General features: G+C 48.0%; 7 protein-coding genes. 1 reads left to right on the top strand and 6 read right to left on the bottom strand.

The features are described from left to right. Nucleotides 1-24: 24 nt before the first annotated feature. The 5 genes from C7475_RS03500 to C7475_RS03480 form a co-directional block, all read right to left on the bottom strand. Nucleotides 25-2382 carry an ABC transporter permease gene (locus tag C7475_RS03500; protein WP_110051103.1) on the bottom strand — a complete coding sequence of 786 codons (2358 nt, stop codon included), beginning with the start codon at nucleotides 2380-2382 and terminating at the stop codon, nucleotides 25-27. A 144-nt stretch (nucleotides 2383-2526) separates the two neighbouring features. Then, complete coding sequence (locus C7475_RS03495) at nucleotides 2527-3996, bottom strand: NAD(P)/FAD-dependent oxidoreductase (RefSeq protein ID WP_110051101.1); 1470 nt, start codon at nucleotides 3994-3996, stop codon at nucleotides 2527-2529. Nucleotides 3997-4010: 14 nt separating this feature from the next. Next, the gene (locus C7475_RS03490) at nucleotides 4011-5393 is read right to left on the bottom strand and encodes a radical SAM/SPASM domain-containing protein (protein ID WP_110051099.1); all 1383 of its coding nucleotides are present in this window, start codon (nucleotides 5391-5393) and stop codon (nucleotides 4011-4013) included. Beyond that, nucleotides 5393-7777 (bottom strand): hypothetical protein, encoded by a 2385-nt coding sequence (locus C7475_RS03485; RefSeq protein WP_110051096.1) that lies wholly within the window; start codon nucleotides 7775-7777, stop codon nucleotides 5393-5395. Before C7475_RS03485 ends, C7475_RS03490 begins: the two co-directional genes overlap by 1 nt. 10 nt (nucleotides 7778-7787) lie before the next feature. After that, nucleotides 7788-9314: a ferritin-like protein gene (locus tag C7475_RS03480; protein ID WP_110051094.1), complete on the bottom strand. Its 1527-nt coding sequence runs from the start codon at nucleotides 9312-9314 to the stop codon at nucleotides 7788-7790. A gap of 315 nt (nucleotides 9315-9629) precedes the next feature. On the opposite strand from C7475_RS03480, the gene C7475_RS03475 reads away from it, so the two are divergent. Continuing rightward, nucleotides 9630-11606: an amidohydrolase family protein gene (locus C7475_RS03475; protein ID WP_110051092.1), complete on the top strand. Its 1977-nt coding sequence runs from the start codon at nucleotides 9630-9632 to the stop codon at nucleotides 11604-11606. On the opposite strand, the gene cobN is transcribed toward C7475_RS03475, so the two are convergent. Further along, on the bottom strand, nucleotides 11607-15392 hold the full coding sequence (cobN, locus tag C7475_RS03470) for a cobaltochelatase subunit CobN (protein WP_110051089.1): 3786 nt from the start codon (nucleotides 15390-15392) through the stop codon (nucleotides 11607-11609). Between the last annotated feature and the right edge of the window lie 7 nt (nucleotides 15393-15399).

The raw sequence follows: 15399 nt of genomic DNA, 5'->3' as shown, positions 1-15399 counted from the left end.
CGGCTTTCCTTTTGCTGATCAACATTATTCTGTTTTAATACTTTTTAACGGATTGGCCAGCGCGGCTTTTACAGATTGATGTGCGATGGTCAATGCCGCAATGAGCACCGAGCAACCAATGGCAAGTACAAAGATGCCGGGTGATAACGGAATATGATAGGCAAAGTTGTTCAGCCAGTTGTGCATCAGGTAATAAGATAGTGGTGTGGCTATGAGAAATGCCAAAGCTATCAGCAGAATAAATTCCTTACCGAACAGAAAGACAATATCCGGAATGGACGCGCCTAATACTTTCCTGATACCAATTTCTTTATTGCGTTGTACTGCTGCAAAAGCTACGAGGCCGTATAGGCCCAGGCATCCGATAATGATAGCGAGACCTGAGAACAGCCTGTAGGCAGTAAAGAGCTTCTGTTCCTGTTTGTACATGGCGGCGATATGATCGTCCAGGAATTCGTAAGAAAAGAGATCATCCGGAAAGAGGGTAGACCAGCCTTTTTCTATCCTGGCGATAGTGGCCGGCATGTTCTTAGGATGTAATCTTACACTGGCGATATCGAAAGCTTTCGGATCGTTGAAGAAGATACATGGTCTCCTGTCCTTGTGTTTGGATTCACTCTGGAAGTCCTGCATTACTCCTTTGATAACAAGTTTTTCGTCGCCGGACATGATGTTCATTCCAACGGCATCTTCCGGACGGACCACACCGAGCTTACGGATCAGCGCTTCGTTAACCACGACCCTGTAAATGGTATCACCATCTTTCACGGGCGTGATGCCTTCGCCTGACAACATTTTCATGTCAAACATTTTCATGAAGTGCTCATCTACAAACTTCAGTTCAGTGACGTCATCTTTGGTAATACCTTTTTCCGGGCAGGAGAAAGGAGCGAATGAACGGTTATAGGAAGGCGCACCGGAAGAGAATGACATTTCTTTAATGCCGGCATTGTCTTTCAGTTGTTGTTCAAGTACAATCCGTTTGTTCCTGTCAGGGATGGAGAAAGTAACTACGGCTTCTTTGTTGAAGCCAAGATCGCCGTTCTTAAAGAAATCCATTTGTTTTGACACGACAAGTGTGCCTATGATCAGCACCTGGGATACCAGGAACTGCACAAGCACTAATGATTTACGGAGGGTTAAGGCATGACCGGATGAATGACCGCTTGCGCTCTTAAGACTGACAGCCGGTTGAAAAGATGATTGTACAAAGGCCGGATAAAGGCCTGCCAGTAGTATGATGGTGAGAGCCAGTGCCGCGAGTAGTCCGTATATCAGCGGTTGATTCAACTGTTGTACGCCGATGCGTATATCCAGCCAGGTTGCAACCTGTGGTAATGCAAGATAAGCGACAACGAGGCCCAGCAGGATGGTGAGCAAAACTATTACGCTTGTTTCTCCCAGGAACTGACGTATAAGCTGGAAACGGTTCGCTCCCAGTACTTTTCTTACGCTTGTTTCCCTGGCCCGTTTCATAGCCTGTGCTGTAGCCAGATTAATGAAATTGATACAGGCAGTAACGATGATAAAGATTGCTATGGCAATGAGTGCACGGTAAGTATTGCGGGAAGTGGTAGCGCTTTGAATATAACGCTGGTCGAACCGGATGTCTTTCAATGGTTGAAGCAGCAGCTTTGCTTCTGCTGCGATGTTCGGACCCCAGTTCTGGCTCACGAAAGCTTTCATGCGCTTTTCGATATTGCTGATGTTGTAGTTTTCGGGAATGACAACGAATGTATTACCGCCTACGATGGCATAGAACTCGCTCATCGCCCGCTTCATTTCCTTCTCGATCGTTGCAAAAGAGGCAACAAAGCCAAAGGTCATGCCGGTATTGGGTGGCAGGTCTTTAATGATACCGGTGACTGTTAACTGGTAATTATTATCGAGCTGAAATGTCTTGCCTATTGCGTTCTGATCACCAAAATATTTACGGGCGATGCTTTCTGTCAATACCACTGAATTGGGCGCTGTGAGTGCTGTTTGCGGGTTACCGGAGATCCATTCGTAATCAAATATGTCTGTAAATGATTGGTCGGCGAAGGCGTATTCGTCCTGTTTATAGCGGGTGTTACCTACTTTCACGAGTCCGTTCCTGCGATACCAGTACTGAGAGATGTTCTCAAGTTCAGGAAAGGCTGTCCGCATAGCCGGTGCGATGGCCAGGGATACACTGGGGTTAAAGTCCAGTGCATTCATGGTGACACGGTAGGTCCTGCCGGCCTTCTTATGGTAGGCGTCAAATGTCAGTTCATTCTTAGTGATCAGAAAAATGATCAGACAGGCGGCAATACTTAACGTAAGCCCTATGATATTTAGGGAGGCATAGTTAAGATTGCGTCTCAGGTTCCTGATAGCGACGATGAAGTAGTTCCTGAACATACGGGTATGTTTAAATAACGGGTGTATTCATGGCGAACAAAGTCAATGCCACGAGCCAATGGTTTTATATTCAGTATGTTGTGTGGATGGATAGGCTGTTGGTTGTCCGGTTTCAGCATAAAGTACGTTCGTTTCCGGACACCATCATGATGCTGTTTCGCAAAGAATGTCTTTATCCCACAAAAAGAAGGCAATACGGACAGCCTGTTCGAAAGGCAACAGACGGCTCCACTCCTGTACAATATCGCCAAATGTAGTGATATTATGAGCCATTGACAGCAAAGGAGAAATCTCCACCGTTTCCAGGTAGGCTATTTCCCTTTCCAGGTTAGGGTGCTGAATGGCTGTACGGAGTTGCAGTATATCATCGACTACGCAAGGCGTTTCCCTGAAGATCAGCGCAGGGGATAAACGGACCTGTTCGTGCCAGAGGCGTTGCAGTTCCTGCTGTACGTTGATCTGCCTGTCAGGGCCTTTTTCTTTAGGTGCGGCGAATTTGTCTTTCAGCCTGTTGTAGAATGCAGTAGCTGTATCGGGCTGACCGATGAAGGGAACAGACCTTTCCCGCCAGAAAGCATGTTCCTGTCCCGGCCATGCCTGCGCATAGTAGTTGCTGGTCCAGTGGGTATGACTACTAACGGAGGTGATCATGTTATCTTCATAGAAAGCCTGTGCAAGGTTCGTCTGACCGGTTTTCAGGATCGTATTGATGGCAATGACGGCCTGCAGGGAAAAGCGCATGGCTTTTTCTACACCGGTGGAGGAAAGCGGATCGAGGGAGAAGGCGGCTTCGCCCAAACGGAGGTAATTATCCTGCCAGGGCGAAGTGTGCGCATATGTAAAGACCGTACAGGTTTGCAGGTCCTGTATTCCGTTATTGCGGACCACCTGGAATAAACGGCTTTCTGACAGTACGTTACTGAACGTGAGGGAGACCGTGTTGCCTTTTAATTCCTTCGGATCGATGAAGGTAATTGTCCTGAACTGTCTGTCAGGCGTAGGAGAGCCCCATATCCAGCCTTTTTTTGTCGCCTCGATCAGTGTATCACCCGGCATGAGATGTGCCGGTAAATGGCCCCATATTGCCACTGTAGGGGGAGCGGTAAGCACCCTGTCCTGCATACTGTTGCCCCGGCGGCCACGGGCGTCGAGTATGAATCTGCTATTGATGGTAAGGAGTTGTGTTTCCTGGCGGAGTTGTGATTGCCAGCCGGTATCTGTTTGCCGGCAGGATTCAAAACGTGCAGGCTGATAAAGTTGTAATCCCCGTTCTACTGCCAGGGAGAGCAGGTCTTTGTCAAGCAATCCCCTGTCGACCATGATGCCCGGACCACGTTGTGCGGCACTGAAGGTTTGTACGGCCGTTGTGTCCCATATCACCTGTGCGTTGAGCTGATGAAGGTAATTCCGTTGGTTGAGCAGATGGGAAGCTTCCAGGTAATCGAAGATGTTCCGGATACCTGGAGAAAGGGATTCACCGATCTGTGGCCGGGGAAAGGGCTCACTTTCTGTCAGCGCCACTTTATGGCCGAGGGAGAGCAGGCGTAAAGCAGCGCAGGTACCTGCGGGGCCAGCTCCAATGATAAGCACGTCAGTTGTGTGTTGCGGGGTCATAATATGTTGAATAGCTACTTGTACCAATGGGGCGCCATCCGGGCGATCCTCTCGTGGGCCTGCATGGTGTAATGCAGCCAGCCACGGATATAGTCACAGGCAGTACGGCCTTTTTCGAGCACTTCATGATGACAACCGCCACCGCAAAGATACCTGGCCCAGCACTGGTGACAGGGCTCCTGGTTATGGACGTGCCTTGACGCCAGCCAGTTGTTCTGTAAGGTAGGATTTATTCCGTTAACAAGATCGCCCATGCGGCCTGCTGGTTCGTTCACAAAACGGTGGCAGGCAGATAACTCGCCGTCCGCCGAAACGCCCATATAACCTGCACCTGCACCACAGGGATAGGGCCTGTGGGTGCCTTTCGCAATTTCTTTCAGGGCATTGACCATGTTGAGGAAAGGAAAGCGTTTGCCGGTGATGACGTGCTGCTCGAAAAGCAGTCCGCATTCGATCATGCCTTGTAGCATCTGTTCAAGGTCTTCTTTAGACATCTCGCCTTTTCCGCTGCTTGAGCGTAACAGCGGCGAGAAGCCGATACTGTGGAAGCCCATGTCAATGAATTCCTGTAAGGTTTTTGCGAGGTCCATATTGGCAGGAGTAACGGTTACCCTGGCAGACACCTGCATCCTGCGTTGCATAGTCAGCAATGGCCGGATCTTTTCGATGATCTGCCGGTAGGTGCCAGCCCCGTTCTTTAAAGGACGAAGACGGTCATGTTGTTCCCCGATACCATCGAGGCTAATGGTGACTGCAAAACCGTATTCTTCAAAAAAAGCGGCATCATCTTCTTTTAAGAGCGTTCCGTTAGTGGTCAGCGAGAAATTGACCTGTACATCTTTGCTGCGGCCCTGTTCAAAAGCGTACTGTGTGGTTTCTCTTAATGCTTTCCTGTTGATGAGCGGTTCACCACCCAGGAAGGTGACCTGTACTTTACTGCCGGGATCACAATCTTTCAGGAGGAGATCAATGGATTGTCTGGCAGTATCGGCAGACATGTTCTTCATTGGTCCGCCAAAATCGCCCTGGTCGGCATAACAGTATGTACAGCCCATGTTACATTTCTGGGCGATGGCTAACGATAATGCATATGTTTTAGGGTTCTTTAAAGGTTCGTCGTTAATAAGCACTGGCATATCAAGACCGAGGGAGATCAGCTCCCTGGTGATGCCTTCTTCGTCCTGTTGTTGCAGCAGCTGTTCTATACGTGCTTCAATGGCGGGCGACATATTATACAAACGGCTGCCATTGGTAATGAACAAGTGGGTATTACCGGCGGTAGGTATCAGGTGGACCTGCGGAGATCGCGGCGCAGATCCCATATTGATACGGGCAGCTAATTCACTGGCAATTGCTGCCAGTGAATCAGTGCCTGTCTGTGTTGTAACAGGGGACATTATTTATCTATTAGTGAAGGATTCGGATGTGTTTGTGTTCCAGGCTTAGTTGCTTTTTCATTGCCTTCGGCAATACTATTTCCCTGTTGCCCGGAGGTTGACGGAGAAGCTGTTGCATCACGTCCATTGATAATGAAACTGAGTTCTCCCTGCCAGTCCCTGAAAAGGTCATCATAGGAGAAGAGACGGGAGTCGGTACGGTTGTCGGGAACATAATTTCCTGTACGCCGTTTAGCCAGCCACATATCACCTTTACTGAGGCCATTCTCGCCCGGTACCACATTCACATAATCAGGGCGGCTGGCGGCCCAATAATAGCAGGCGCATTCCCTGTAATCGTTCTGCCAGGGAGCGCAGAGACCGTGCGTTAATTCTCCGGGAGAAACGATGGTAGGAGATAATGCAGCCGTATTAGGCGTCATGAAGCCATTGACGGTAAGTGTGAACTCCGGATATTTTGTTTTGTCCTCCAGGTCTTTTACTGTCACCAGTACGGGCAGCGTGGCTTCTCCGGCAGTGAACTGTACGTTCGCGGTTTGTCCCGGCTGCAGATTAAAACCTGCGATGAGGTTAGACCATTCCATGAAGGCTGCACCATTGGGATTGTCTTTAGTCTGAAGCGGTACACTGTCTCCGCCAGGGAATACAGGTCCTACACCGGCCACCATAGTAGGTTGATTATTTACAGCTACGAGGCGGCGGCCTTTCAGGTTGTTGCCGGTAGCATCGTCAAGCACATAATTATCATTTTCACTCATGGTGAGGTTGACGAAAGTATGCCGCCATAAGTTCCTGAAGTCGAATTCAAGTCCCGGGAAGCAATTGGATATAGCGGCCCTTGACAGCACGCTGTAGGGATTGCCTTCGCCACGGTAATGTAACTGTGCAATGAGGTCGTCCGCTTTTATCGGCTGACCGGGAACAGGTGGCGGCGGTGGGGGCAGAGGAGCTTCCGAAGTGCCGTCTTCATTATTCTGGAACATGGCATTGGCGGCTGCCTGGATAACGTTGTTGATCATCCTGTGGGTCAGCGTAAGGCCTCTGCCGTCCGCACCACGCATCAGGCCAGGCATTTTGCGGCGTTCCGTGTCGGAGAGATCGCCGATCATGTTAGGTTGCCGGAGCGCTGATGCAAACCAGGTAGCAGCGCCGGTGCTTAGTCCGTTAAATACTCTTTCATGCAGGGTACGAAGGGCCAGGTTGTCTACTATGGAACTTGCCATAATAGGCTCATACAGGCGTCCAAAATCATTGGTATCCTGTCTTACCATTGTACTGGCCACATTCTCCCTGCCATTGATGGGGTTACCGTTCATGACAGCCGTGTTCATGAGCGTAATGGACTCGAAGGCGCGGCGCACCACTTCTTCGGCTACTTCGATAGGCACTTCCTTATCGGGCGCGGTACCTTTGATGATCTGTTCCAGTTCATCAGATACGGCACGGATAGGCAGTATATCGGGCGCATATGCGGGAGGCCCCGCCACTACGTGTGCGGTAGCCGTGAGTGGATTATTATCGTTGTCGCTTTGTTTCAGATAGGCGGTGACGATACCATCGCATTCGTCATCCAGGTAGCCCCAGCTTACCTGCTCGCCCTTTGACGTACCATAACCGGCAAAGATCTGTGCAGGCATGGTGTATGTAGGATTGAAATCGCCTGACTCGGTATATCCCTGCCAGGTCCCGTTGCCGGAGGTGGAATTATATATTACCTGACTGTCTTTGGTGATGATCGGGTCGGTGGTAGGATCTGCATCTTCACTTTCTTTTCTCAGTTTAGATGAGCCATATACATTGCCAGCAGCTGGTGTAAAGCGGAGCCTTAATCCCGGGAAATCCTCTGAAGGCTGAATAAACTGGACTGAGCCCAGGTGTAGTGATTGCCCTGCGTAGAAATGCTCACACGTTGCATTCAGCTGGTATGGATAGGTATCCGGAATGTCTTGGGTGACGGTGATCTTATCCTTTGGATCACCTGTTCTGCGGAAGATCTTCAGGTTACCCAGCGTGATTGACCACTTGACGTTTTTTAGTGAAAGGCCGGCCTTTCCGAGCAAGTCCAGGGTAAGCGGAACGAGCATATCAGGATTATCGGTCGTAATGGCAAAGAGTTCCAGGAAGGGCGCTACGGGACGGATATAACCGTTTGGATAATCGCCGATTGGAGCTTCCTTGAAAATGATCTGGTCGGGTACAGTAGCACTGACAGTGTGATCGCCAAAGTTGACGGTTAATGATTTCTGTGGTACTATCTGCCGGAAGCCAAGTGGTTTATCGTCAGGAATGACCAGGTCATATGCGTCCACTGGTGTCGGAGATGCGCCGAGACGGCCTATAGCTATTGGGGGAAGGATACGGATTTCTTTGATTTGCGTTTGCATAACGTAGGTTTTACTGGTTAGTAGTACAGCTGCAGGCTGCTGTGAGTTCCTGGATTACCTGTAACAGTTTCGCGTCTGCTTCAAGAAGCGAATAGAGGTAGCGTTGATTATGGGGCTTCACCTGATTCAATAGCGTACGGATAATAGGGTCTGACGCTTCTATGAGGTCCTGGTGTGCACGCCACCTGTTATGCTCTCCTGTGGGGAGTTGCAGGCTATAAGGCACGAGGAACGGAGGGCCTGCGAATTTGGTGTTTTCGTCAATAGGACCAGGATTTTCAAGCAGTGGTATCTGCACCATTACTGATGCAATGCTACGCAGGTTGTACATCTCACCGAAGGTGGAGTTGATGATCATACCACGCGGAGAAATAGCGCCCACATTGTTGTAACCATTGTCCAGCACAAAGCTATGCGTGAGGAAATTCAGCAGCATGCGGTAGCGGATATTGAACAGGTGTCCCCAGTTCTGCGCTTCTACATTTGTGATGACGTCTACTTCTTCATCTGCTATCTGTCCTTCAGAAGGGGATGATTCCGGATCGTCTGTGTTGGAAAGTATCTCCGGATTGACTGCCAGGTTACGTGAGAAGGACCAGTTAACACCGGGCGTGTTCGATATTCCTTCAAGCAGCTGGAATATTTTAAGGAAGCGCTCAAAGTGTGATGGTGAATCACTATCCGGTGCGGTGGCGGCTTCACCTTGCTCTGCTATTTCGGTAACGGCGTTATAGGCATCATCTCTGCTGGCCAATGGCATGACCAATACATCGGGAGCGCCAGCCATACCTGCACCCGTTGCATTACCGCGTTGTCCGCCCTGGTAGCCGCGGCCCCATTCGTCAAACTTGGCCTGTTGAGGATAAGTATCCGCCTGGAAGGCATCGTCAGGAATAACGGTAGGATCATTGATCAGTTTGCGAAGCACTTCAAACAGGGCGCCCACTGTATTTGGGTGCGGTACTTCATCTTTTACCATCTTGACGATCTTCCGGGCATCTGCATCATCGCTGTCCAGCCAGCTCTGTGGCGCTTCTGCGTACACATATTTTGCCAGCGATTGCAGGGTGAGCGGTTCCAGTTTGAATGGGAAAGGATAGAAGGGCGTATCCCAGGGATAGTCCTGTCTTTCGAAATGTAAAGGGGCGCCGATCAGTTTTAATACATTCTGTACGGAAATAAAGTGTCCCATTTCTTCTTTTGCAATACCCAGGATGACTTCCTGTGCACCACGGATCTGGTCCTGGTAGTCGGGTGGGATCTGTGGTCCGCCGAGACTGTAGGCTGCATAGAGGTACTGTAGCATCAGGCCATGCTCGATCTCCGCATCGATGCATAAGAGGAATGAAACATAGTCTTTTCCGTTAAATTCCGGAGGAATAACAATAGGGACTTCATCAATTTCGAAGGCGGAATATTCCATGGACTGGATACCTTTTCCTTCAAACTGGGCCGACCTTAAAGCTTCCGTTCTGAGTTGATTGAGTTGTGCTCTTTTGAATACGGGGCCGAGGTAACGTTGAAAATTACGTTGCATGAGCAGTGGTGTTTAGGATAATGGTGAGTTGGTGTGGAATAAAAAAAATAGCAACCTTAACCTGCAATACTGCGGTTCACATGACTTGTTCTGTAATAGTTATTTTGTCTGCTTTGTAATAGTATCTTAATTCTCGTCGGTCAATTCGAGGTCTTTTAAAGTTAAAGACTTTTTTTTGAGCTGTCAAAATGAATTTTAAATACAGGATAAAACATATATAACTGAACGCCAGCAGAAGATACAAAGTAGTTTGTATTTTCTGTGGATAGAAATACCTTTATATTGCTTATTTAGGGACCCCATAAAAAGATTGTCATGCAGGATGAAAAACACCCCATCATCAATTGCCATACGCATGTTTTCACGGGAGATCATGTGCCTCCTTTTCTAGCGCGCACTTTTGTACCGGAACCGCTTCACTACCTTATTTCACTTAAACTGATCGTAGGTTTTTTCCGGTGGTGGTACAGAGGGCCTGCAAGAATCCCGTATACGTATTGGTTCAAAAAGCTTCGTAGAGGTTTTACCGCTGTGAACCGTGTCTACAATAAATGCTGGCCGTTCAATACCATCTTTGAATACTACCTTTTCTTTCAGACACTTTATTTGTTAAATGAACTGCTGCCGGCAGTATTGCCTGAAGGAAACTGGTTGTCGTCATTAACGGACCAGCTGTATGCATGGCTCGCACCCTTTATGTTGCCAATAAAAGGGACATTTTTACAAGGCTGTTTTGTTGTATTTGTTTTATTGTTCTTCCCATCTATCAGGAACCTTGTTATCTGGATGAGCAGCGGGCTAAAGAAGTTTGTAGCTATGTTGCCAGGTAAGCAGACCAGAGAGATGATCGGGCGTTATGTAAATATAGGCCGGTATGCATTTCACAGGCAGCAGTCCCGGATCTTTTCTAAGCTGAAATCCCAGTATCCGGAGGGGACAGGTTTTGTTGTACTACCGATGGATATGGATTATATGGCAGCCGGGGAGAGCCGTGTACGTTATCGTGATCAGATGCAGGAGCTGGCAGAGATGAAGGAAAAGAAAAGGAACAAAAAGACGTTCTTTCCTTTTGTTTTTGTTGATCCCAGGAGGTGTGTGCCTGTAGCTGAAGAAAAGCGATCTGTAAAAGGAGATAAGCCTTTTTTTGAGTGGAGACAGGAAGGTGATAAGGTTGTTCTGGAAGATTGTTTTATCAGGGAATACCTGGAGGAAAGACAATTCAGCGGTATCAAGATCTATCCTGCACTGGGTTATTTTCCATTTGATATTAAACTGCTTCCATTATGGAAGTATGCGGCAGACAATAACATTCCGATACTTACACATTGTATCAGAGGCACTATCTTTTACAGGGGCAGGAAGAAAACGGAATGGTATGAGCATCCGGTATTCGAGCAAGCGATGGGAGGGGAGAGTGATGATAATGAAGATGTAAAGGATGGATTTGAAACAGATGAGCAAAGGGAGACACATGATAGTCTAAAAAGTGAATATGTTCCGCTGGTCCTTTCGCAAACGAAGAACATGGATTTCAGCTGCAATTTCACTCATCCGATGAATTTTCTTTGTTTACTGGACAAAGGACAGCTGCAAAAGTTATTAGGTGGAGATGTGTTAAAAAAAGTATCCAGTCAGGAGGAAATAGCACGTGTGAAAGCCCTTTTTGGATATTCAGATACCGGCTTAACGCAGGACCTGAGCGCACTGAAGATCTGCCTGGGGCATTTCGGTGGTGATGACGAATGGTGCCGGTATTTTGAAAAGGACAGATATAATTACAGCAGCCAGTTGATCAAACATCCTGATGAAGGTATTCAGTTCTTTACAAGACTGGACGGGGAGCCTTCTCCGGGCAAGCCTGAACAGATCTGGCGTTACACAGACTGGTACTCTATTATTTGCAGCATGATGTTGCAGTATAAGAACGTATACGCAGATATCAGTTATATTCTCCATAACGATGCCGCCATTCTGCCTTTGCTGAAAGAAACATTGCAGAACAAACGTCTGAGAGAAAAAGTGTTGTATGGTACTGACTTTTTTGTTGTAAGAAATCATAAGTCAGATAAGAACATGGTGGCTGATATGATGGGCGGATTATCGGAGGAAGATTTTGATCAGATCGCAAGAATTAATCCGAGGAAGTACTTAAACATAAAAGACAATCCGAGGACAGTTGTTATTTATTCGAATCCGGATAACGAAGGAATACCTGGCGTAGATGGAGAGAAGCTGAATGATGAAGTGCCAGTGTCTAAGTATGACATTGACACTTCACCGATAGACTGTTGATCATTCCTGATCTATAAATAGTTGTTGCAGGCGTTCCAGCGTTTCTCTCTCCGGATGTTTCCACATCCCCCGCTGGATAGCTTCCAGCATACGTTCGGTCATATCTTTCAGTGCCCAGGGATTGACCTGTTCAATGAACTGCCTGTTGTCATCGTCGAAGAGATATGCCTGTGTGATGCCTTCATACATGAAGTCGTCCACCAGGTCGGTCGTAGCGTCGTAAGCAAACAGGTAATCCATGGTAGCGGCCATTTCAAACGCTCCCTTATATCCATGACGTTTTACTCCGGCGATCCATTTAGGATTGACTACACGGGACCGGTATACTTTCAGCAACTCGTCTTTTAACGTCTTCACTTTGGGGTTTTCCGGACGGGCGTTATCTCCGAAATAGATAGAAGGTTGTTCTCCTTTGATGGTCTGTACAGCATTGGCCAGTCCTCCCTGGAACTGGTAATAGTCGTCGGAATCGAGGATGTCGTGTTCTCTGTTGTCCTGGTTATGCATCACCACCTGGATGTCTGACAAGCGTTTTTCAAACACTTCGTGTGCTGATTCACCGATACGGTCAGCACCATAGGCGTAACCGCTCCAGTTGATATATACCTTCGCCAGGTCTTCTCTTGATTGCCAGTTCTTTTCATCGATCACGGCCTGCAAACCCGCTCCATAAGCACCGGGTTTGGAACCGAACACTCTGAATAAAGCACGCTTATATGCTTTTTCCTCATCCAGTCCTTTGGACTGCCATTCCTGTTTCTCTTTGAGGAAACGTTTTCTAACGGGGTTCTGCTCGAATGGTTCGTCCAATTGAGCTACCTTCTCTACGGCAGCGTTAAAGAGAGAAATAACATCAGGAAAAGCATCTCTGAAGAAGCCGGATATTCTCAGCATGACGTCTACTCTAGGGCGGCGCAGAGTGATCAGCGGAATGATCTCGAAATCACTTACCCGCCTGTTGGCGGTTTGCCATACAGGTTTTACGCCCATCAGCGCCAGCGCCTGTGCAATGTCGTCACCGCCGGTGCGCATAGTGGAAGTGCCCCATACTGAGAGACCTATTGATTCTGGATAGTCGCCATGTTCCTGTAAATAGCGGTCAATGATGAGGTTAGCACTTTTTACTCCGAGGCTGTATGCAGTTTGTGTGGGGATGGCACGTACATCTACAGAATAGAAATTACGCCCTGTAGGTAATACGTCCAGCCTTCCCCGTGTAGGCGCGCCGGAACTGCCCGATGGGACATAGCTGCCATTCAGGCCTTGTAGAAGATTCGTGATCTCTCCACGGGTATTTTTTATTTTTGGTAGTGTATTGTTAAGAATCAGGCTGCCGTATTCGACAATGAGCGGATACTGTTTGCCATCGGGAAGAAGTGCCGGAAGCTCAGTAGTGTCGTTAAGTAGTTGGGTTGTCCATGTTTTAGCCAGTTGCTCGAGTACTTCAACCACATCTCCATTTATCCTGCAAGCTGCAAATACGGCATGCTGCCCGTCTGCTGCAAACGACGACTGATAATCACAGTTCAAAGGATCGAATGATAGTTCCAGACTCCGGGCAATAGCCTGTGTGATGCCTATGTTACCCACGGCAGGTACACGGTGTAATGCTACGACCAGGTCTGTCAGTTGTTCTCCTTCCGGAGCTTTACCAAGAATGTGCAGACCGTCCCTGATCTGCGCTTCTTTTAGTTCACAAAGATAGCCGTCCAGTTTAACGAGCAGTTCGTCGATGTCCTTCACAGACGATTGCAGGTCAGCTTCCAGATTGGCTTCCCGTACCAGTTGCGTGATCTGTGTTTTGATGACGGCTGTTCGTTTGGGGTCAATACTGTAAGCATCGTAATACTCATCGATCAGGTGTTCCAGCTTAGTCAGCACGCCATAACTTTCCGCCCTTGTCATGGGGGGTATCAGGTGATCTATAATGATAGCGTGATTTCTTCTCTTTGCCTGCGTGCCTTCACCAGGATCATTAATAATAAAGGGGTAGAAATGCGGAATTGGATTTAACAATACTGCAGGGAAACAGGTCTCTCTGCTTAATGCCACACTTTTACCAGGCAGCCATTCAAGGTTTCCGTGTTTGCCTACGTGTACGACTGCGTCAGCACCAAATACGTTATTCACCCAGAAATAATAAGCGAGATAAGCATAGGTAGGCGGCAGATCGGGAGAATGGTAAATGGCTTTAACGTCCTGATTGTAACCACGGGCAGGTTGAATGCTGACAAAGATATTACTCAGTAAAAAACCCGGAATAATGAATTCATCTGCATTATAGTTAGGTGAATCTTCAGGCAGGCCCCATTGCTGTTCAATCTTCTGTTTCAGCAGCGGAGAGAGGGCGTTATAATGCTGATTGAATTGTTCAATCTTCAGGCTCACCTGGTAAGGCCTGTATAAGGCAGTATCTGTATCGTTGGTGATGTAATGAGTGATCAGTTCAATGAGTTCGGCGCTGTCGGTAGGTACGAGTTCTCCCGTATCATAACCAGCTGCTTTCAGCGCATGGAGGATCTCTATAATACTGGCCGGGGTATCGAGTCCCACACCATTGGCAAGACGGCTATCCTTATTGGGATAGTTGGGCATGATCAGGGCAATGTGCTTGTCGCCATTCTCTTTACGCCTGAGACTTATCCATCGTTTCGCAAATTCTATTACAAAGTCGCAGCCTTCTTCGTGTGTGGTATATTTAAGAATGTCCGAATCAGTGAGTGCATCTCTTCCTAATGAAGACTTAAACGAAACTGCCGTAGTGATGATCCTCCCGTCTATTTCGGGGAGGGCAATGTTCATCGCTACATCTGCCGGTGTCAGGCCAAAGAGGTTTTCCTGCCAGATCTCTTTTGTACAGGATGCGAAGATGGCCTGAATAACAGGTATATTCAGTTTGCTGAAGATGAACTGATCATCTGTAGCATCCAGCAATGATTTAATGGAGAAGCTGGTGGTATTGATAATCACATCTAAGGATGCACCTATCTTGTTCAGCAGGTGATATAGCTCATCGCAGGTGCTCAGGTCGCGAAGATTACTTGCAAAGGCAATGACCGGATTGATACCTTGTTTTTCAAGTGCTGTTGCAAGATAATATACCGGCTCCAGGTTGTCGGCCAGGTAGTGCGTCTGGTATACAAGGATGACTGCATTTCCGGAACGTACATCCTGTGGAATGATGGTATGTTCTTCTCCCGGCAGGATAAGCCCTCTTTCGGGATGGAACAGGAACAGGTCCGGTAGCCGTTGCGGCGCTTCAAATGTATATGGAAGCCGGAAGAAAGTGTGAAAGAGATATTGCAGGCATTGCAGGTGGTTTCGCCTGCCGCCTGCACAAAGGTATTTCCAGACAGTATCTGCAATATTGAGATCGGCTGTAGAACTGTTCAACAATTCAATATCAGGTACATCATATCCCGGGAGGAACAGAACAGGGATCTTCTTCAGCTCACAGGCAATACTGACTGCTTCGAACAGGTAGGGGTAGTAGTTCTTACCACCCAGGAACCGGCATATGACCAGTTTAGCTTCACCGATCACTTCCTCTACGTATTTGTCGATCGTCAGTTCCTGTTTCAGGTACACGAGGTTGGCAATACGCAGGGACGGCAGGGAGGAAGCCCCTGCTGCAGGTCCATACAGTTCCCGGTACGCATTGTTCAGGGAATGTATCTCTGTATCGGCTGCAGACAGGAAGATGATATCGCCAGGCTGCTGTTGTATATGGAAGACCCCTTCACCATTAGGGTTCCATCCTCCCGGAATAGTTGGAATAAGATGCATGTATGAT

Origin of the sequence: Chitinophaga sp. S165 (genome assembly GCF_003182155.1) — a bacterium.
Lineage (GTDB): Bacteria > Bacteroidota > Bacteroidia > Chitinophagales > Chitinophagaceae > Chitinophaga.
This window is presented reverse-complemented; position numbering and strand designations above follow the sequence as displayed.

Bases quoted from the DNA above. Each gene is read 5' to 3' on its own strand.
- C7475_RS03500 (WP_110051103.1), bottom strand. From the start codon at position 2,382: ATGTTCAGGAACTACTTCATCGTCGCTATCAGGAACCTGAGACGCAAT.
- C7475_RS03495 (WP_110051101.1), bottom strand. From the start codon at position 3,996: ATGACCCCGCAACACACAACTGACGTGCTTATCATTGGAGCTGGCCCC.
- C7475_RS03490 (WP_110051099.1), bottom strand. From the start codon at position 5,393: ATGTCCCCTGTTACAACACAGACAGGCACTGATTCACTGGCAGCAATT.
- C7475_RS03485 (WP_110051096.1), bottom strand. From the start codon at position 7,777: ATGCAAACGCAAATCAAAGAAATCCGTATCCTTCCCCCAATAGCTATA.
- C7475_RS03480 (WP_110051094.1), bottom strand. From the start codon at position 9,314: ATGCAACGTAATTTTCAACGTTACCTCGGCCCCGTATTCAAAAGAGCA.
- C7475_RS03475 (WP_110051092.1), top strand. From the start codon at position 9,630: ATGCAGGATGAAAAACACCCCATCATCAATTGCCATACGCATGTTTTC.
- cobN (WP_110051089.1), bottom strand. From the start codon at position 15,392: ATGCATCTTATTCCAACTATTCCGGGAGGATGGAACCCTAATGGTGAA.